Raw genomic sequence first — 18,357 nt, 5'->3', positions numbered from 1 at the left:
TTAGGATGAAAATGAAAATATTAATTATAGGTAATGGATTTGATTTGAACTTAGGTCTTAAGACAAGTTACAAAGATTTTATTCAAAGTGAACATTTTAAAGATTTAGTTGCAAAAAAAAATAATATGGCTGAATATTTTAATGAAAAAAATGAATTAAATAATTGGGTTGATATTGAAAATGAATTAACTAACTATTCAATAAAAGTTAAAAATAAAAACTTAGATATAGAAGATAATTTTAATGAAATAAGATTATCTTTAATGAATTATTTAAAAGAAGCACAAGAAAAAGATATAAATCAAGATTCAAAAGCATTTGAAATATTAAAAAAAGAGATTGATAAGGTAGATACTATTTTTAACTTTAACTATACAAATTCAGTATTTAAAGTTTCAGAAATTTTAAATATTCAAAATATAGAAAATAAACATTGCTATATTCATGGGTCAATAGAAGGAAAAGATATTATTTTTGGTGTAGAGGATAAGGCAAGAATAGGTGATGAAGAACATATTTTCTTAAAAAAAGCTTATAATAAAAATTATGGGAAACATAATATAAAAAAAGAATTTAATCGAGAAAATGAGATTATAATTTTTGGTCACTCAATTGGAATAACAGACAGCTCATATTTTGAAGACTATATTAATCAAAGATCAATTGATAACATTCAATCAAAATTTAAATTCTATTATTATGGCGAATCAGGATGGAAAGAAATGATGAAAATAGTTGATAAATATACGTATGGTAGCTTAACTGAATTTAGAGCAAATAATTTTATACATATTGATTCATCAATATAATTAGGGAAGTCACAATTTGTGATTTCCAATATTCAAATTTATCTTTAGAAAGTTAAAATATAAAATCATCTAAAAAACTTTTTATATTTCTTTATACTGCTTTATTTTACAAAATATATCATCATTTATCACTATATTTCTTTCATCATTTGTAATACTATGCTAGAATATTATCTAAAAAAAACTAACTACCATAAGGGACATTTTTATGTTAACAAACGAAGACTTTATAGATTTAAACTCAAAATTTTATACTACTTGTAGACCAGTAGCTCGGATATTTAATCTTCTTACTATTCCTACATTTTTATTTGCTTTAATTATTTTAGGTTATTTAGAACTTTTTCCTTTAAAAGTTGAGATTCATAGTGTTATTTTGATTGGCTTTATTTATTTTATTTACTTATTTTTTATAAAACATAATGCTTATTATGTTTCTTGTAAGTTTAAAACTCAATATCAAGAATTGATTTTTAATTTAAAAAACTATATCAATGCAAATCTTCTTGCAATTGGTGATACTACAAAAGCAAATGGTAGTGCTGATGACTTTTTGAAAGATTATACTAGCAATATTAGGAATACAAATTTTTCATCTATTGCATCTGGTGTATTTCCTACACTTGGTATTTTGGGTACTTTTATCTCAATTGCTTATAGTATGCCTGACTTTTCTTCTGGTACTTCTAGTGCTTTAGAAAAAGAGATTTCACTTTTATTAGGTGGAGTTGGTACTGCTTTTTATGTTTCTATTTATGGTATTTTTTTATCTTTATGGTGGACTTTCTTTGAAAAAATTGGAATGAGTAGGTTTGAGCATGATTGTTTAATTATTAGAGAAAATACAAAATCATTCTTTTGGACAAAGATTGATATTGAATCAATAAATATCAAAAATAATCTTGAAAATTTCAAAAGAATGACTGATATTTTTGAGCAAATTACATCAAAAGATATTTTGGACAATATCAATGAATCAATAGAAAAAAGAGTTTCTATACTTGAAGATATTTTGGAAAAAGAAACTGAATTATCTTCAAGTATTTCTCAAAATATCAGAAATAATGAAGAGTTATCAGATAATATAAAAACAATGACTTTAAGTATTAGTTCATCTATTGCAAGCTTTGAAGTTCAAAAACAACTACACCAAACAAGTACACAAGATTTAAATAAAAATATTGGAAACCTAAGTAAGACTTTGGATAATTTAAGTGCTAAAAATTTACAAGAAATATATCTTAATATCATACAAAGTATTGAAACTATGAAAAACGAAACAGATAAGATTGGATGGAAGTTTCATAAAGAATTAGATGAATATGATTCAAAATTTAGTCAAAGACTAACAAATTCTTTAGAATCAATTGATGAGCAAACTGTTAAAATAATAGAAGATTTACAAGAGTTCAAAGAACTTTCTAAGTAGGCTTAGATGTATAATAAAGAACAAAACAATAATAGCGATGAAAACTTTTGGATATCTTATGCAGATTTAATGGCTGGTTTGCTTTTTGTATTTATTCTTGTAATTGGTGCAATCATTATCAAATATTTATATACACAAAATGATTTACAAGTAATTAAAACAGATTTAGAAAAAGAAAAACTTGCACTAAATTTAAGTGAAGAAGAGCTTTCAAATAAAAAGAAAAAAATTGATGAAATAAATGAAAAAGTAAAAACACTACAAGATGAAAAAGTTCATTTAGCATTTAAACTAGCAAAATCTCAAAATATGTTTGATAAAACAAAAGATGAATTAGAAAAACAAAAAGAACAATCAAAAGAGTTATCAGATATTTTAAATAAAAAAAGTTCTGATTTAGCACTATCTTTAGAACAAATTGAAAAGATCACTGCTATTTTAGAAAATAAAGAAACTATTATTAAAGAAAAAACAGAAGTTTTAGCTCTAAAATCAGATGAAATGGAAAAACTAAAAGCATTATTATTAGGCTTTGAAGTTAAAACAAAAGAGTATGAAGAACAAAATGCTAGTCTAAATACCCAACTTAAAAATAGAAAAAATACAATTACTTTAAAAGATGAAGAACTAGCAATGCTTCAAAAGAAACTTTTAACTCAAAGTAATGAACATCAAAAACTTGTAGAAGAGTTTGATATTACAAAATTAAAAATCAAACATTTAACAGGAATTAAATTAAATGTAATCTCACAACTTAGAGAAAAACTTGGAAAATTAATTAATATTGATGAAAAAAGTGGAGCTATTAAATTTTCTTCAAATATTTTATTTGATCAAGGTGAATATAAAATAAAAGAAGAATCAAAAAAAGAACTTAGCTTAATTTTAGAAAAATACCTAAATGCTCTACTTAAAGATAAGAATATTAGAAAATATATTCAAAGTATCACAATAGAAGGACATACAAATAGTGATGGTTCATACCTAAGTAACTTACAACTTTCACAAAAAAGAGCCTTAGAAGTTATGCAGTTTTTATATGAATCAAATATTGTAGATAAAAATCTAATTAGTAAATATGTTAATTCAAGTGGAAGGTCTTTTTCAAATCTTATTTATAAAAATGGTGTAGAAGATAAAGATAATTCAAGAAGAATTGAAATCAAATTTACAGTCAAAAATGAAAATGCAATAAAGGAACTTCAAAACTTTTTAGGAGATAAGAAGGGAAATAATAAATGAAAGAATATCTACACGAACCTAAAAAATTAAAATTTTTAGCTTTTGAAGTTAGAACAAAACTTGAAAAAAAGAAAAATGCTTCTTTTTTTCAAAAGTTCAAAAAATTTATTTTGAAGAAATAAAAATAAATTAATATTATATTAATTAACTATAATTAACAAAAAAAACTTTTTTTAGATATAATTATTCCTTATATTAATATTTATATGTAGATTAATAACTAATCATAATCTACTTATTTAAATAAAAAAGGGAATTGTATATGAAAAATTTAAAAAGAAATTGTTTATTAATGTTGCTTATTATTGGATTGTTTACGGCTTGTGGAAGAATTAATACAGTACAAACATTTGATAACTCAAACTTTTTTTCGGTAAATAAAGCAAAAGCAAAAATTGAAAGAGCTATTAAAAATGGTGCAGCAAATAAAGGTTGGCAAACAAGAAAAATAAGAAATGGACTTATTCAAGCTAATATACTTGTTAGAAGTAAATATTTTGTATCTGTGAATATAGATTATACTTCAAAAGGTTATACTATAAGTTATAACAAAAGTAGAAATTTAAAATACAATCCACAAACAAATGAAATCCATGGAAGTTATAATAAATGGGTTAAAATTCTTCAAGATAATATAAACTTTCAATTAGAAAGTTTAGGAATGAGCAATGCAACAAACCAATCGACAACTACAACAGTATCTACAGCAAGTAAATCTTATAAAAAAGGTGGCGATTTAAATTTAGAAGGTAAAATAATTTATATTAAACCTTATGTTCGTTTTGCTCCAAACTCTAGAGTTGCACAAAATATAAAAAGTGAATGTACTCTACAAAAATCTCTTAGTCAAAGTATTGTAAAATATGCCAAAAGTAATGGTCTAAATGTTGTTATCAAAAATAATATAACATCTAATGAACTAAAACTTGATGTTCAAATTGAACAAGCTATAAGTTCAGGTAATGCAGCAGTTGGACATAATAAATTTGTAACTATTTCAGGTGCTATTATAAAAGGAAATAAAAAATATTATACTTTTAATGCAGCAAGATTATCGGGTGGTGGATATTTTGGAGTATATAGAACATCTTGTTCTGTATTAAACAGAATAGCATCTGCATTAGGTAAAGACGTTGCTAATTGGTTAGCTAATCCATATGATCAAGCGATGATGGGTGATACTCAACTTATTAGAAAATAAGTTTTTACAAAAGTAAGAAATAATTCCTATTTCTTACTTATTGTACTGCTATTGAAAATATTCCTGTAGCAACAATTTCTTCATTATCAACTACATTAAATGAAAAATATTTAAAATTTCCCAATTTATTATCAAGTAAAATATTTACAATAAACTCTTTTGATTTAAGTTTTTGGAGAAGTTTTACATTTTTAACAGTTACAAGAAAACCCATATTTGAATCACTCTTGTGTTTATCCAAAACTCCTGATGAACTTTGTGTAGCTGCTTCAATTAACATACCTAAAGTTGGTATATATTCAAATTCGATATTAACAGATGCACTAGTAAAATCAGCACCGTTAAGTGATTTAACAAAACGAATAGGTGCAATATGAGGAATTGGAAAATCAGACATTTTAGTTTTAATTTTTATTTATTCTCATTAATATATTTAACTAAAGTTTCTGGTGTAGCAAAAATATTAGCTGATTCTTCAACATTTTTTACTTTTACTCCAAATTCTTTTTCTAAAATAAGAGTTATTTCTATTGCATCAACACTATCAAGTCCTAATCCATCATCACCAAATAATGGCATATCATCAGCAATTTCATCTACACTTAAATCTTCTAAATCAAGTCCTAATATAATTTTTTCTTTTAATTCAGTAGTTGTTACCAATATTCTCTCCAATAATTTTTCTTGCATTGTAACATTATATCTCTTTAAAACCAATCTTCTTACCAACTGAGCTTCTAGTTACTTTAATATTATTATGTATCTTATAAGCAATATTTATTGAACCAAAATATGATTTAAAAAGGCTTCTAAGTTTTTTTGATTCGAGATTAACTTTAGATTCTACATATATATCTAAAATCTCATCTTTAAGAGCTCTATCATCTCTTCTAACTTTTATTAAAACTGCATCAATTTCATCTATAGATTCAATAATAGTTTCAATTTGTTGTGTTGATATTCGTTTTCCTGCAATTTTTATTAAATTAGAACTACGTCCTAATAATTTAAATTTTCCTTCTTTATAAATTTCAACTATATCTTCAGTCTGAAAAGGTTGTTCAACATCTTTTATTACTCCCTTACTTAAAATTCTAGAAGTAACTAAATCAGAAGAGATATTAAGCATACCATCTTTTTCACCAATACTAACACCATCATATGCTGTTAATATTTCTTCATTATCTTTTCTATATCCCATTAATCCTGTTTCAGTAGAAGCAAAAAGTTGCATTACAGAACAATCATAATGTTTATGAAATTCTATTGCATCTTCTAGTGGTAAAGGTGATGTAGATGTTAAAAACAAACTTTTAGGAAATTTTACATCTTTTTTTATTCTATTTAATGCTTTAATAAAAACAGGAGTAGTAACAATTAAAGTACCTTCCTTTTCAGCTTCAATCGCTAATTCTTCAGGTAAAAAGTTTTCCTTTACCCAAATATCAATATCTAATTGCATAGGAACAATTGCTCCAATATCAACTCCATAAATATGAACAAAAGGAACAGTAGTAACAACTCTATTAAACTTCCCATCTTTTATAGTTTTTAATAATGCATCGGATTGTTTTAATGAGTTTTCTCTTTTCTTATAAACGCCAGTTGGTGTTCCTGTTGTACCTGAAGTAAAATATAAGAACTGCATATCTTCTTGATGTAAAATACTTTGATCTAAAGATTTAATATACTCAACTAAAAATGGTTGTGATTTATCATAAATTATAGAAAATATCCCATTTTCAAAACAATAAAGTGCATCTGATAATTGCTCAATTTTGGAACTTGCATTATCAATCTTTTGTACCTCAATATAACACTTTTTATCCATATCGTATATTTTCATTCTTACTCCTAATAATTATTTAATTTTATCATATTTTTTACAAACTAAAATAAAGTAAGAAAAAAACTGAAATAATTCCTATTGTTATTACTAAACCAATTGAATATAAAGCTACTGTACTACTAAAAATAAGTACTCCAAAACCAGAAAAAGTACTAAGTAAAGCATATCTTATTGCCATACTAGTTTTAACTTTGTTTGTAGTTTTATACATATAAATACCGTAATCTATACCAATAGCTAACAATATAACTAAAGCAAATATATGCATAATATTAATCATTCCTAATAAAGAAATAACAAAAAGTACAGAACTAATTGGGAATATCATATAAGACAAGGGATATAATATTTTTGATTTTGCAAGTATAAAAAGAACTAAAATAATAAATACTGTAGAAATCAACATATATTTAATTAAAGTATTTTTCATTTTTTCTGTATCAGATGATAAACTCTTTCCTAAATTTATTACTTTAATATTTCCACTATCTTTTATTTTGTATTTTTTATCTACAAAAGCCATTGTATAATATGTATTTTCATTTTTAATTATCTTGAAGTTTATATTATCAATGTAACTCATATCACATTTCAAATTATTTATCTTAGGGTAAGCATTTTTAAAAATATTATTAAATCCTAGTTCTTTTGATGCTTCATTTAAATATTTTTTTACTTCTCCAAAATTATATTCTTTAATTTTTTCTAACCTTTTGTTACATTTCTTTAAACTATATAAATACTTTCCTATACCTAAAATACCTGGATATAAAAGTGCCGATTCTTCATATCTTTGAAGAAGAGTTTCTTTATCTTTTGCACTTATTAAAAGACTTTGATATTTATTATTATAAAAACCTTCTTTAAATTTTTCTGATATTTTAATTAGCTTCTCATTTTGATAATCAAGATTTTTTAGATTATTGTCAAAACTTAAATTATTGTATACATAAATTAACATTAAACTCGATATTAGAAAAATATATAAGGGGTTTAAACTCTTTATTTTTTTATTCTCTCCTTTAATATTTACAGGAGGAATCTCCAAATATATATAAAGCCAAGAAAAAAGAAAAAAGGAAATGAAAAGAGATATTGCACTAAATATTGCAAGTTGTGAAAATAGTTCAATATCAATAAAACTAAAAATAATAAAAACACCAAAAGTTGTTAAGAATCCATATATAACAGACTTTTGTGTTATAAATTTTCTTTTTATAAATTCATTATGAAAATAATAATGAAACATATAGTCAATAGAGATAGTAGTAATACTAATACCAAAAACTAAAGCTAAAATATTTATCTCATCAAAAAGTAATAAGCTTAATAAAATTGCACCTAAAATTGAACTAGCTATTGTAAAAACTGTATTAAAAAAAAGCTTTTTGTTTTTTAATACAAAGAAATATAGTATTAATAATAATATACTAGAACAAAGCATTATAATTTGAGCATCATTTTTTATATATGATGAGTTTTCCACAAGATAGAAAAATGGAGCAAAGGCAATAATCTCATCATAATTTTTTAAGATTTGATTTATTTTCTTATATACTATCTTACTTTCGTTTGCATTTGATGTGTTAATAGTAGTTTTAGCTTTTAATACATAGCCATAATCTTTTAATTTAAAATATCTTTCATTATCAGTCTCATCCATAGTAAATAAGCCTAAAGGATCATAAGAATTTATAGGTTCATAGATTACGGAAATATTTATTTTTTTACGTATCTCTTCTAATTTTTCTAAAACATCATTTTTTGAAATTTTTTGATTATTAAAATCTGCTAATAAAAAATAATTTTTTATTAAATACTCTCTCATATCTTTTGAAATTTCAATAGATATACTAGCTTCTGATATTTCAGGTAATGCTTTTAATTTATTAGATATTTCATTTAATTCTTGCAAAGATTTTTTATTAAAACCTTTCTTTGAAATAAGTATTTCATTTGAGTATCCAAACTTTTTGGCAATATCAAATAGTTTAATACTATTTTGTGAAAGAAAAATATCTAAAAAATTTGTTGAAAATCTTATATTTGAAGAGAATAATATGTATAATGTTAATAATACTACAAAAATAAAGAAATTTATATATTTCATTTTTTAATTATTTCTATTGTATCTTCATTTGGTAAGAACATTTTAAAACTTATCACTTTTGAATTTTTTACTTTAACTTCTGCATTTTTTATTTGATTTGAAATATCTTCTAAAAAAGTAATATAATATAGATTATCTTCTTTTTTGACATCAAAATCTTTATTAGTTTTCATCTCATCTATATTTCCAAGTCTTGTCATAATATCAATAAACTGTTGTGTAAAAACTTTTGCTCTACCTTTTAATTTATATATTTTTCCAGAAGAATCTTTTATTGAAACATTTTCATTATCCTTGATAATTTCTTTAAAAGAAGGCTTAGAATAAGTGATTATAGTTTTTTCTTCTTCTATATTAATATTACCACTTTTCTTGAACTCATGAGAAACTGCTGAAATATATTTTATCTCATCAAAATTATAGTTTTGTGCATAGAGTGTCAATTGAATAAATAATATTAAGATAAATCGCATAATCTTGTTTTTTCCTCTTGCATAATTTTTTGGGCATAATCTTTCATTTCTATATCACTTGAAAAATCTTTTGGATATAAAGGCTTAAGCATTTTCATATGAATATTCACTTTTTTATCTGTTTTAAAACAAAAACTTTTTCTTGGAAGTAATCTATAAGCTCCTTCAATTACAATAGGAATTATAGGTTTATTCTTTTTCATTGCTAATTTAAAAGCACCTCTTTTAAAAGGTAATAAAGTATCACCTTCATGTCTTGTTCCTTCAGCAAAGTAAATTACGTTTTTACCTTCATCAAGATGTGTTTCAATCTCTTTGAATATTTCACTAAGCTCAGGTAACTGTCTTCCTTTTATATATCTAACTCCTGCTAAGTGTGATATTTTAGCAATCATAGGATATTTAGCTAAATTTACATTAGCAAAGATTAAATATTTTTTTATAAAAGTTGCAAGTGCAGGGAAATCTAAAATTGATTGATGAGTAGAAATAAAAATTGCACCTTCTGGTATTTCATCCAATAAATCTGGTTTTAATACAATATTAGGTGCAAAAATAAAAAACAATTTATAAGAAAGTGAAGCTCCTGATTGAAATACATATTGCGGTTCTTTAACAAAAAGTTTTGATATAAGATATACAATATAACCCGGAATAATCATAACAGTAATTAAACCAAAAAAAATAAAGTGACCAATACTACCTAGTATACATTTTAACAGCATATGTTTTCCCATAAATAATTTGAATAATTAATGATATAAAAAATAAAATATACCAACCAATAGAAGAATAAAAAGCCCATATTTCATTACTTGAAAAATTAACAATATATAAATGAATTATAGTATTAATTAACATAACAACAATCCAATAATCATCACCATTTTCTAAAAACTTGATTTCCTCTTCTTTTAATTTTTTCCTATAAAACTTTTTTGTAAAATTTAGTATCATATATTTTTTATTAAAATGAGAATCTACAAATAAAAATAAAAATATCGTTGATAAAATTACAGGTATATATTTTACAGTTTGTAATGATGAAAAATGATAAGCAATACTAAAAGCTATTATATACATACTTGGTAACAAAATATCCTTATAAGTTTTTCTTTTAAAAAATCTATAAATTAAAAAAATGATTGACATACAAAGATATAATAGAATAACCATTCTAAGCTCAAAATAGTGTAATAATACCACAAATAATGGAGCTAAAAGAATGTTTAAAAATTTCATCTACCGAACCATTCCTCCACTTATATTTAAAGTCTCAGCAGTAATATAAGAGGCTTTATCTCCTAAAAAGAATACACATTCAGCCACTTCATCTGCTTTCCCTATTCTTTTAAGGGGAATATCTTTTTTAATAGTTTTTAAATCTAAATCTTTTGTCATTTCTGATTCTATTAATCCAGGAGCTACAGCATTTACACGTATTTTATATCTTGCAACTTCAATTGCTAAAGCTTTTGTAAATGCAATTATTGCACCTTTTGCAGCTGAATAATTTGTTTGACCGGCATTTCCAACTAATCCTGAAATCGAAGCAATATTAATTATTGAACCTTTTTTGTTTGTTATCATCTTTTTAATCACTGCTTTAGTTACATTATAAGTACCATTTACTGAAGTATTAATAACATCATTCCAATCGTCATCTTCCATCCAAAAAAATAATTTATCTTTTGTAATTCCTGCATTATTTACTAAAACATCAATTTCTAGATTTTCTAATTTTGAATATACATCATTTTTATCTAAGATATCAAAAGCAATAAGTTCAGAATTTTCTAATTCATTTCTTAACTCTTGTGCTTTTTCTTTTTGACTTCTATAATGTAAATAAACAAAATATCCATTTTCATGAAAATATCTTGCTATTGCTTCACCTATAGCACCAGTAGAACCAGTTACTAATACTGTTTTCATACAAACTTACCTTCTTTTAAAAGTTCATTTACTATTTTAATATCTAAATCTTGTCTTCTATCTTCTTCTAGTTTTGTCACATGTTTTCTAATTTCGTTGTAACACTTTTGTAGATGTTTTGAACACTTATCATATCCTCTAATATCAATTGCCTGTGCAATTCCTAAAAAACCAATACTTAACATATTTTCTAAATCGGGAAGTTGTTTACTAAAATTTCTAGCAGCTGTTGTTCCCATACTTACTTTATCTTGATTTAATGACTCTGTTGATCTTGAATATAAAGAAGCAGCATTTGTATTCATAAGAACATCAGCACTTAAAGAACTAAGAGTAACTTGCATAAGTTTAAAACCATGATGAGTAGATTTTTTGTTTAGTTTTAAACTTTCCCCTAAACCTTTATTAAATTTATGATCTACTAATAAGGCAAACTCTTTATCTAAAAGATCTGCTAAATTACCAGCACAAATTCTTAGAGTATCCATTGCATGTGCAATATAACCACCATAAAAATTCCCTGAAGTATATATTTTTTCACCAATTGGATCAATTAAAGGATTATCATTTACTCCATTTATTTCTGTTTGAATCCAATTCTTAGAAATTTCTAAATTATCTCTTATCACTCCTAAAACTTGAGGAGCACATCTAATAGAATATCTATCTTGGATATTTTGATCTTTTTCTGAATGGAATTTTTCATATCTACTAAAAGCTTTATGCATTAATTTTGAATCTTCACATTTTGCTAAGATTTTTGAAGCTGTTGTTATTTGTCCCGAAAATGGTTTACTTTCATGAACAAATGGTTCTAATGGAGTAATATCACAAAGTAGTACTTCATATATAGCAGCAACAAAACTTTCCATACTTTCTAATAAAAGTTCAAATCTTTGAATAGATTTAATCGCAATTGAACTCATTGTTGCTGTTCCATTTATAACAGCTAGTGCTTCTTTTGCTTTAAATACATAAGGCTTAATTCCTAATTCATTATAAACATCAATAGTTTTTCTCTCTTCACCCTTATAATAAACTTCTCTTTCACCTGCAATAACAGCTGCTATATATGATAAAGGAGCTAAATCACCACTTGCTCCTACTGAACCTTGAGAAGGGATAATTGGATATATTTCATTGCTTAATAAAATTTCAAATCTTTTTAATAAGTCATAACTAACTCCACTTTTCCCTTTTGAAAGACTTATCATTCTAACAGTTACCATTATTTTTGAAACTTCAGCACTTAAATTTTCACCTACACCAGTTCCACAAAATCTATAAAGGTTTTTTTGTAGTTCTTCTGCTTCTTCAAAAGCTGCATAATTACTACCAGCTTCTCCATAACCAGTTGTAATTCCATAAATAGGTATTCCACTACTTATTTGTTTAACTAAAAAGTTATGTCCTGAATTAATGAAATCAATAAACTCTTTTTCTTGACTAAGTACTATTTCTTCATTATGTGAAAAACCTTCATAATTTACTATTTTATTATCTACAACCATTTTATTCCGCCTTTTTTTAAAGTTCAATTAGAATTTTTTTAATTCCCTTTTCATTCATATTAACTACACTTACTAAATCTTGTAAAGAACCAATTAACCCTTCAATTGGTAAATTCATTATCTCTTGTGCACCTTCTTCATCTTCTGCAATTTCAAGAACGATAGCAGCTCCTGCTTCAAGATATTTTGTACATCTGTTTATTTGTTCAATATTTTTTATATTAATACACTCTGCACAAATACATAGGACTGGCTCTTTTGAAACTAATGCTTGTAGTGCTGCTACTTTTAATGAATCAAGAGATGTTTTCATTCCTGAAGATATTGTAATAATTTCATCAATATCTTTATTTACTAATGAAAAATATGATGGAGCAGTATTATAAACACTATTTTGAAAAGATGTTGGAGATAACATCTCTTTTTCTAGAACTGCATTTGCAATTTTTGCTGTCTCTTCCAACTCACTAAAACAACTTCCATAAACAATTTTTCCATTTTTAAAATTACATTTATCACTTAAAAAAAGCATTACTTTTGAATTTCTTGTTAATCTTCTTCTAGTCATCATATGAGGAACTAATCTTTTTTCATCTAAATTTTCTATTTTTCTCTCAGCAAAAATTTTTGCTGAAGAAATTATATTTATTGCTACTTTTTTCATTTGCAAACTCCAAATATTAAAGAAGTGTTATTTCCACCAAAAGCAAATGAATTACTAATTATATTTTTGACATCCATTTTAACACTTTGTTTTGAAACATTTATATTTTGATTATCAAGTTCTTTTAATCCAGTTTGAGCAGGTATTACTTTATGCTTTATCACTTCACAAGAAACAATAGCTTCAACTGCACCTGCAGCACCTAAAGTATGTCCAGTAATTGCTTTTGTTGAATTAACATAAGTTTTGTTTCCAAAAAGTTCTTCTACTGCCTTTGCTTCAACATTATCATTTGCAATTGTTGCAGTTCCATGAGCATTTACATAATCAATATCTTCTATTTGAATTCCTGCATCTTTTAAAGCATTAGACATAGAATTTTTAGCACCTGAAGCACTTGGATCTGGATTTGTCATATGATATGCATCACTACTCGCCCCAGCACCTTTAAATTCAATAGAATCATCAGTTTTAACATTTTGGATAAGTAAAACTGCAACAGCTTCTGCAACATTCATTCCATTTCGATTTTTATCAAAAGGAGTACACTTTTTATCAGAAAGAACACTTAATGCATGAAAACCAAGAACTGTTGAACTACATATTCCATCAGCACCTATAACCAATACATTATCATAAGCTTCAACTTCGATAAGTCTTTTTGCTAATAACATTGCATTTGCACTTGATGTGCATGCAGTAGAAATTGCCCTAGAATCATAAAAATTAAATTTTTTAGAAAGATAATCACTTAAAGCATTCATTGAATACCTATTTGGATTTATATTTGTATAACTTTTTTCTCTATAAAAAATTTCTTCACACTCTTGCATTCCACCAACAGAAGAACCTAAAATAAGTAATGTATTTTCAAAATTATCAAGATTTGAATTTTCTAAAACCTTTGAAGTAATATCATCTAATACATTATAAATATTATCATATTTCATTATTCCTAAACCTGCTTTTGCATTAGAAAGATATGATTCAGTAATAGTAATAGCTGATTCTTTGGCATAAATAGCTTCCATCAAACTTTTAGTATCTCCTGCATTGCATAGTAACTCATAATTATTTATATAAACATTCATTTTAAACTCTCTATTTTTAACATTCTATATCTATTATTAAAACAATCAATATAAACTAAGTCATCCTTATTTTTAATTGCATTATTAACCACATAACTTCCCATCGTTTCAAAATAAGCCAAATCTTTTTCAAATTCAAGCTCTTTACATCGACTTGATATAAGAACTTTTTTATCATTTTTTAATAAAATTTCTTTTATTTCATTATAAGAATAACTTATTATATCAAAATCTACTTTTGCAATAGCATTACTCTTCTCTAATGAAAATTTTTGATAATTTACACTACTCACAAGATTACAATCTTCTTTGACACCTAACACCCTTTTCATAATTTCAGCAGGAGTACTAAGTAAATCTATACTACATAGTATAGCATCTTTTTTAGAAGACCTAATCGAAGAATATAAACTAACAAGGGTATTAATATAAGTAAAATTATCAGATATTTGGAAGATACTTTTGCCTTTTATACCTAATGTTGAAGCGATATAATAACTTGTAGTATTTCCCAATAAATTAATAAAATCAAAAATCTTTAATGTTTGATTCTCTTTATACATATAAGTATTTGTTTTTTGAATAATATCTATATTCCCAACGCCAGATGTTACATATAGTTCATTATCCTTATTTATTTCTACTTTTTCTTTTAATAATTGTCCACCATAAACTGCCAAATGAATAAATTTATCTTGTCTTCTTGTATCAATTTTATATTTTTGTTTTAACTCATTTTTTACATCAATAGTTTCTATATCATCTCTGTAAGAACTATAGTTTTGAATATATAATGTCATTTTAACTCTTTTTTAATAATCAAAGAAGTGTTATTACCACCAAAACCAAAATAATTACACATAAAAATTCCACTTTTGCATTCTTCAGGTTCTTTAATTGGAGTGTAATTTTTTAATATAGACTCACTAATATTAAGAGTTTTAGGAAGAAAACCTCTATTAATCGCACCCATTAGAAGAACTAATTCACTAACCCCAGAAGCTCCTATTGTATGTCCTATATATGGTTTCAATGCAGTAAAAGTTATAGAAGTATCAAAAACTTTACTTATTGCATTTATTTCAGATAAATCATTGCTGTAAGAACCAGTTCCATGTGCTTTTAAAGCTCTAATATCTTTAGCTTCTAAATTACAGTTTTTTAAGGCTTCATTCATCACTTCAACACACTCTTCACCACTTTGGCTTACTCCTGTTATCGTTTGAGAATTACAATTACTAAAACCACCTTCTAAGGTCCAAGGAGATTCATCTTTTCCTAAAACAATAGCAGATACAGCCTCTCCTAAAATCAGGCCATCTCTATTTACATCAAAGGGTTTTACTTTTGTATTAGAAATAAGTTCCATTGAATAAAAACCACTACTCATAACAGGTGAAAATATTTCTAAACCTACTACTATTACAGAATCAACTATTTCTGCATTTATGAGATTTTTAGCTTCAAGTAAAGCATTTGCACTTGAAGTACATGCAGTATTAATAGTCATTGTAAATTCATTTAATCCAAATTCTAAACTAAGCTCTTTTGCATAAGAATCAATACTATATTTATTTGAACTATAAGGTGTTTTTTTATGCTCATAAGCACAATTATTAATAGCATCAACAAGATGCCAATCTATTAAGGAAGTACCTATTATAATTGCTGTTGACTCTCTTTTATTTTCATCTATATTTTTTACAATCTTCAAAAAAAGACTTTTTAATACCTTATAAATATCATCTTGATTTTGTTTTACCTCATCTTTTAAAGGAAAAAATGGGATTTGTTTAACTTCATTTTCTATCTCTATAGTTTTAAAAGATGTTGATACGCTACCCTTTTCTATTTCATTAAGTGTATTTTCTAAATCACCCAAACAAGAGTTAATCTCAAAATCAAGTATATTTATACTATCCATTATTCTCATCTATAATATATTGTGCTAATTTTTCAACAGTAGTCACTGTTCTTCTAAAATCTTTAGAATCACCTAATCTAATTCCATATTTTTTTTGTAATCCCATAGATAATTGTAAAGCATCAACAGAATCTAATTCTAAGCCACTATCATCTGAAAAAAGTTCGACATCATCCTTGATACTTTCAGGTTCAATATCTTCTTTTTCACACTCTTCAATAATTAATTTTTTTATATCATATTTTAATTTTTCAAAATCCATTAAAGTCCTTTTTGCATTTTTTTATTTAATATAAATATTGATATTCCTAAAGTAATTAAAGCAAATGTTATTAACATAAATGATTCACCTAATACCATAAAAATATCCCCACCTTTTAGAAATATATCTAAAAAACCATCCAAACCCCAAGACATTGGAGATATATTTGCTAATTGTTGCATTGTTTCAGGCATTATAAATTTTGGTACCATAACACCACCAATAGCTCCTAATAAAATATTTGATATTCCACCTATTGTTGTTGCTTGTTCAGTTGAATTTGCACTTACTGCTATTAAATTTGCAACGCCAATTGCAGCTAAACTTAATGAAAAAGTTAAAAAGAATAAAGCTGGAAGAGAGCCATTTATTACTAATGCAGGAGTATCTAAAAGTGGTACTAGATACATTCCAACTAAAACCATCAATATCATTTGTAATTGAGCAATAAAAAGATAAGGAATAATTTTAGATAAAACTATAGAAAAAACTGAGATATTCATAGAACTTAGTCTTGCTAAGGTATTTTGTTTTTTCTCATTTATAAAAATAGTTGACATTGGGATTATAATAAAAAACATACCAAAAACAATCCAAGTTGGAACACTTTGTTGTGTAGCATTTGGTAAATCTTTTCTCTTATTATATTTAATCTCAAAAAGGTTTTTATCATCTAAACTAACTGTTCCAATTGCATTTGCAGCTTCATCAGAAAATTCTCTTAATCTTAAGTTTATAATATTTAGTTTTAGATTTACTATATGTCTTAGAAACTTTGCTTTAAACAGTTCAATCTCATCACTTTTTAAAGAGTTTTGAATAGATATATTTAATTTTAATTTATTTGATAAATCTTCTTTACCATAACCTTTTGGTATATTTACCAGAAAATCAGCATCTTTTTTTTTAACAATGTCAAAAGTTTTATCTTCATCTATTTTAGTCACTAATTTTTTACTTATAGCACTATTATCATTATCAATTACATTTAGATTAAATTTAACACTCTCTTGGGAAAAGATATCTCTCATAGCAACAGACATAATAAGTATAAATATTGCAGGCATAATAAAAAGTGCCATTAATGCTTGCTTATCTCTTAAAACTAAGAGAAATTCTTTTTTTATCATTGCACTAAACATTATTGTCCTGAGTTAATTCTAAAAAAAACTTTTCTAAATTAGTATTATGGGAAGAATCTTCTTTATATAAAAGATTTTCTAAAGTATCTTGTTTAATAAGTTTTCCATAAGAGATAATTGCAACCTCATCACATATTTTTTCTACTTCATTCATATAATGACTTGTATATACAATAGTTTTACCTTGCTTCTTATAAGATTTTATAAACTCTAAAATATCATTTCTACTTTTGGGATCAATACCAACAGTAGGCTCATCAAAATATATTATTTGTGGATTATTAAGTATTCCAATAGCTATATTTAATCTTCTTTTTTGTCCACCTGAAAGTGTTGAAGCTCGTTGATTAAGAAAGTTAGTTAAAGCATTTATCTCTATTGCATGTTCATAATCTTCTTTTTTTGCATTTTGTATTTTTGCAAAAAAATCTAGATTTTCTTTTACTGTAAGTTTTTCGTAAAAAGCTAGATTTTGGGGAATTATTGAACTTATATTTTTTATCTCTTCTATATCATTTTTTATATCTAGACCAAAAATATTAATCTTGCCGCTATCAAATTGACTAAGTCCATTTAGTATTGATAAAATTGTACTCTTTCCTGCACCATTAACACCTAAAAGTCCAAATATTGTACCTTTTTTTATCTCTAGTGAAAGATTATCTAATGCAATTAAGTCATCATATTTTTTTACAACATTTGAAATTTTTATCAT

Annotated in this window: 21 protein-coding genes; 5 read left to right on the top strand and 16 right to left on the bottom strand. The window is 25.1% G+C overall.

Annotated features, from left to right (window positions below; translation table 11 throughout):
- Positions 1 to 11: 11 nt before the first annotated feature.
- From D9T19_RS06030 to D9T19_RS06015, 5 genes are all read left to right on the top strand, one after another.
- Positions 12 to 809, top strand: a complete 798-nt coding sequence (locus tag D9T19_RS06030) for an AbiH family protein (protein ID WP_162984550.1) — start codon at positions 12 to 14, stop codon at positions 807 to 809.
- 208 nt (positions 810 to 1,017) lie between these two features.
- Positions 1,018 to 2,238 carry a MotA/TolQ/ExbB proton channel family protein gene (locus D9T19_RS06025; protein WP_121627323.1) on the top strand — a complete coding sequence of 407 codons (1,221 nt, stop codon included), beginning with the start codon at positions 1,018 to 1,020 and terminating at the stop codon, positions 2,236 to 2,238.
- Between the two features lie 6 nt (positions 2,239 to 2,244).
- Entirely contained in the window at positions 2,245 to 3,480 is a 1,236-nt protein-coding gene (locus D9T19_RS06020; RefSeq protein WP_121627322.1) for an OmpA family protein, read from the top strand.
- A complete protein-coding gene (locus D9T19_RS14725; RefSeq protein WP_265936263.1) occupies positions 3,477 to 3,602 on the top strand; it encodes a hypothetical protein in 126 nt (41 codons plus the stop codon). Before D9T19_RS06020 ends, D9T19_RS14725 begins: the two co-directional genes overlap by 4 nt.
- A 140-nt stretch (positions 3,603 to 3,742) precedes the next feature.
- Positions 3,743 to 4,681 (top strand): hypothetical protein, encoded by a 939-nt coding sequence (locus D9T19_RS06015; protein ID WP_121627321.1) that lies wholly within the window; start codon positions 3,743 to 3,745, stop codon positions 4,679 to 4,681.
- A gap of 37 nt (positions 4,682 to 4,718) precedes the next feature.
- On the opposite strand, the gene D9T19_RS06010 is transcribed toward D9T19_RS06015, so the two are convergent.
- Genes D9T19_RS06010 through D9T19_RS05940 form a run of 16 tightly spaced genes read right to left on the bottom strand, consistent with a single transcriptional unit; the run spans position 4,719 to position 18,357 of the window.
- The gene (locus tag D9T19_RS06010; protein WP_121627320.1) at positions 4,719 to 5,078 is read right to left on the bottom strand and encodes a hypothetical protein; all 360 of its coding nucleotides are present in this window, start codon (positions 5,076 to 5,078) and stop codon (positions 4,719 to 4,721) included.
- 14 nt (positions 5,079 to 5,092) lie between these two features.
- Positions 5,093 to 5,371, bottom strand: coding sequence for a phosphopantetheine-binding protein (locus D9T19_RS06005; RefSeq protein WP_162984549.1), 279 nt, complete (start codon positions 5,369 to 5,371; stop codon positions 5,093 to 5,095).
- A 7-nt stretch (positions 5,372 to 5,378) separates the two neighbouring features.
- Entirely contained in the window at positions 5,379 to 6,527 is a 1,149-nt protein-coding gene (locus D9T19_RS06000) for an AMP-binding protein (protein ID WP_121627319.1), read from the bottom strand.
- A 37-nt stretch (positions 6,528 to 6,564) separates the two neighbouring features.
- Positions 6,565 to 8,640 (bottom strand): MMPL family transporter, encoded by a 2,076-nt coding sequence (locus D9T19_RS05995; RefSeq protein ID WP_121627318.1) that lies wholly within the window; start codon positions 8,638 to 8,640, stop codon positions 6,565 to 6,567.
- Positions 8,637 to 9,113: a hypothetical protein gene (locus D9T19_RS05990; protein WP_121627317.1), complete on the bottom strand. Its 477-nt coding sequence runs from the start codon at positions 9,111 to 9,113 to the stop codon at positions 8,637 to 8,639. The genes D9T19_RS05995 and D9T19_RS05990 overlap by 4 nt, the downstream gene beginning before the upstream one ends.
- Positions 9,098 to 9,838 (bottom strand): lysophospholipid acyltransferase family protein, encoded by a 741-nt coding sequence (locus D9T19_RS05985; protein ID WP_162984548.1) that lies wholly within the window; start codon positions 9,836 to 9,838, stop codon positions 9,098 to 9,100. The genes D9T19_RS05990 and D9T19_RS05985 overlap by 16 nt, the downstream gene beginning before the upstream one ends.
- Entirely contained in the window at positions 9,813 to 10,355 is a 543-nt protein-coding gene (locus tag D9T19_RS14520; protein WP_162984547.1) for a hypothetical protein, read from the bottom strand. The genes D9T19_RS05985 and D9T19_RS14520 overlap by 26 nt, the downstream gene beginning before the upstream one ends.
- The gene (locus D9T19_RS05980; protein ID WP_121627315.1) at positions 10,356 to 11,048 is read right to left on the bottom strand and encodes an SDR family oxidoreductase; all 693 of its coding nucleotides are present in this window, start codon (positions 11,046 to 11,048) and stop codon (positions 10,356 to 10,358) included. It abuts the gene before it with no gap.
- Positions 11,045 to 12,559: an HAL/PAL/TAL family ammonia-lyase gene (locus D9T19_RS05975; RefSeq protein ID WP_121627314.1), complete on the bottom strand. Its 1,515-nt coding sequence runs from the start codon at positions 12,557 to 12,559 to the stop codon at positions 11,045 to 11,047. The genes D9T19_RS05980 and D9T19_RS05975 overlap by 4 nt, the downstream gene beginning before the upstream one ends.
- 16 nt (positions 12,560 to 12,575) lie before the next feature.
- Positions 12,576 to 13,223, bottom strand: coding sequence for a beta-ketoacyl synthase chain length factor (locus tag D9T19_RS05970; protein WP_121627313.1), 648 nt, complete (start codon positions 13,221 to 13,223; stop codon positions 12,576 to 12,578).
- Positions 13,220 to 14,314: a beta-ketoacyl synthase N-terminal-like domain-containing protein gene (locus tag D9T19_RS05965; RefSeq protein ID WP_121627312.1), complete on the bottom strand. Its 1,095-nt coding sequence runs from the start codon at positions 14,312 to 14,314 to the stop codon at positions 13,220 to 13,222. Before D9T19_RS05965 ends, D9T19_RS05970 begins: the two co-directional genes overlap by 4 nt.
- Positions 14,311 to 15,114, bottom strand: coding sequence for a hypothetical protein (locus tag D9T19_RS05960; protein WP_121627311.1), 804 nt, complete (start codon positions 15,112 to 15,114; stop codon positions 14,311 to 14,313). The genes D9T19_RS05965 and D9T19_RS05960 overlap by 4 nt, the downstream gene beginning before the upstream one ends.
- Positions 15,111 to 16,238, bottom strand: a complete 1,128-nt coding sequence (locus D9T19_RS05955) for a beta-ketoacyl synthase N-terminal-like domain-containing protein (protein WP_121627310.1) — start codon at positions 16,236 to 16,238, stop codon at positions 15,111 to 15,113. Before D9T19_RS05955 ends, D9T19_RS05960 begins: the two co-directional genes overlap by 4 nt.
- On the bottom strand, positions 16,231 to 16,500 hold the full coding sequence (locus D9T19_RS05950; RefSeq protein WP_121627309.1) for a phosphopantetheine-binding protein: 270 nt from the start codon (positions 16,498 to 16,500) through the stop codon (positions 16,231 to 16,233). The genes D9T19_RS05955 and D9T19_RS05950 overlap by 8 nt, the downstream gene beginning before the upstream one ends.
- Complete coding sequence (locus tag D9T19_RS05945; protein WP_121627308.1) at positions 16,500 to 17,642, bottom strand: ABC transporter permease; 1,143 nt, start codon at positions 17,640 to 17,642, stop codon at positions 16,500 to 16,502. Before D9T19_RS05945 ends, D9T19_RS05950 begins: the two co-directional genes overlap by 1 nt.
- Positions 17,635 to 18,357 (bottom strand): ABC transporter ATP-binding protein, encoded by a 723-nt coding sequence (locus D9T19_RS05940; protein ID WP_121627307.1) that lies wholly within the window; start codon positions 18,355 to 18,357, stop codon positions 17,635 to 17,637. The genes D9T19_RS05945 and D9T19_RS05940 overlap by 8 nt, the downstream gene beginning before the upstream one ends.

Origin of the sequence: Poseidonibacter antarcticus (assembly GCF_003667345.1) — a bacterium.
In the GTDB taxonomy this organism is placed as follows: domain Bacteria; phylum Campylobacterota; class Campylobacteria; order Campylobacterales; family Arcobacteraceae; genus Poseidonibacter; species Poseidonibacter antarcticus.
Note: the sequence above shows the minus strand (reverse complement) of the source record. Positions and strands in the feature narration are given on the sequence as shown.

What these genes read in the sequence shown, in the direction of transcription:
- D9T19_RS06005 (WP_162984549.1), bottom strand. Translation starts at nt 5,371, where the DNA reads ATGCAAGAAAAATTATTGGAGAGAATATTGGTAACAACTACTGAATTA.
- D9T19_RS06015 (WP_121627321.1), top strand. Translation starts at nt 3,743, where the DNA reads ATGAAAAATTTAAAAAGAAATTGTTTATTAATGTTGCTTATTATTGGA.
- D9T19_RS05985 (WP_162984548.1), bottom strand. Translation starts at nt 9,838, where the DNA reads ATGCTGTTAAAATGTATACTAGGTAGTATTGGTCACTTTATTTTTTTT.
- D9T19_RS05970 (WP_121627313.1), bottom strand. Translation starts at nt 13,223, where the DNA reads ATGAAAAAAGTAGCAATAAATATAATTTCTTCAGCAAAAATTTTTGCT.
- D9T19_RS14520 (WP_162984547.1), bottom strand. Translation starts at nt 10,355, where the DNA reads ATGAAATTTTTAAACATTCTTTTAGCTCCATTATTTGTGGTATTATTA.
- D9T19_RS05995 (WP_121627318.1), bottom strand. Translation starts at nt 8,640, where the DNA reads ATGAAATATATAAATTTCTTTATTTTTGTAGTATTATTAACATTATAC.
- D9T19_RS06030 (WP_162984550.1), top strand. Translation starts at nt 12, where the DNA reads ATGAAAATATTAATTATAGGTAATGGATTTGATTTGAACTTAGGTCTT.
- D9T19_RS05980 (WP_121627315.1), bottom strand. Translation starts at nt 11,048, where the DNA reads ATGAAAACAGTATTAGTAACTGGTTCTACTGGTGCTATAGGTGAAGCA.
- D9T19_RS05990 (WP_121627317.1), bottom strand. Translation starts at nt 9,113, where the DNA reads ATGCGATTTATCTTAATATTATTTATTCAATTGACACTCTATGCACAA.
- D9T19_RS06010 (WP_121627320.1), bottom strand. Translation starts at nt 5,078, where the DNA reads ATGTCTGATTTTCCAATTCCTCATATTGCACCTATTCGTTTTGTTAAA.
- D9T19_RS06025 (WP_121627323.1), top strand. Translation starts at nt 1,018, where the DNA reads ATGTTAACAAACGAAGACTTTATAGATTTAAACTCAAAATTTTATACT.
- D9T19_RS05945 (WP_121627308.1), bottom strand. Translation starts at nt 17,642, where the DNA reads ATGTTTAGTGCAATGATAAAAAAAGAATTTCTCTTAGTTTTAAGAGAT.
- D9T19_RS14725 (WP_265936263.1), top strand. Translation starts at nt 3,477, where the DNA reads ATGAAAGAATATCTACACGAACCTAAAAAATTAAAATTTTTAGCTTTT.
- D9T19_RS05960 (WP_121627311.1), bottom strand. Translation starts at nt 15,114, where the DNA reads ATGACATTATATATTCAAAACTATAGTTCTTACAGAGATGATATAGAA.
- D9T19_RS05955 (WP_121627310.1), bottom strand. Translation starts at nt 16,238, where the DNA reads ATGGATAGTATAAATATACTTGATTTTGAGATTAACTCTTGTTTGGGT.
- D9T19_RS05975 (WP_121627314.1), bottom strand. Translation starts at nt 12,559, where the DNA reads ATGGTTGTAGATAATAAAATAGTAAATTATGAAGGTTTTTCACATAAT.
- D9T19_RS05965 (WP_121627312.1), bottom strand. Translation starts at nt 14,314, where the DNA reads ATGAATGTTTATATAAATAATTATGAGTTACTATGCAATGCAGGAGAT.
- D9T19_RS05940 (WP_121627307.1), bottom strand. Translation starts at nt 18,357, where the DNA reads ATGATAAAAATTTCAAATGTTGTAAAAAAATATGATGACTTAATTGCA.
- D9T19_RS06000 (WP_121627319.1), bottom strand. Translation starts at nt 6,527, where the DNA reads ATGAAAATATACGATATGGATAAAAAGTGTTATATTGAGGTACAAAAG.
- D9T19_RS06020 (WP_121627322.1), top strand. Translation starts at nt 2,245, where the DNA reads ATGTATAATAAAGAACAAAACAATAATAGCGATGAAAACTTTTGGATA.
- D9T19_RS05950 (WP_121627309.1), bottom strand. Translation starts at nt 16,500, where the DNA reads ATGGATTTTGAAAAATTAAAATATGATATAAAAAAATTAATTATTGAA.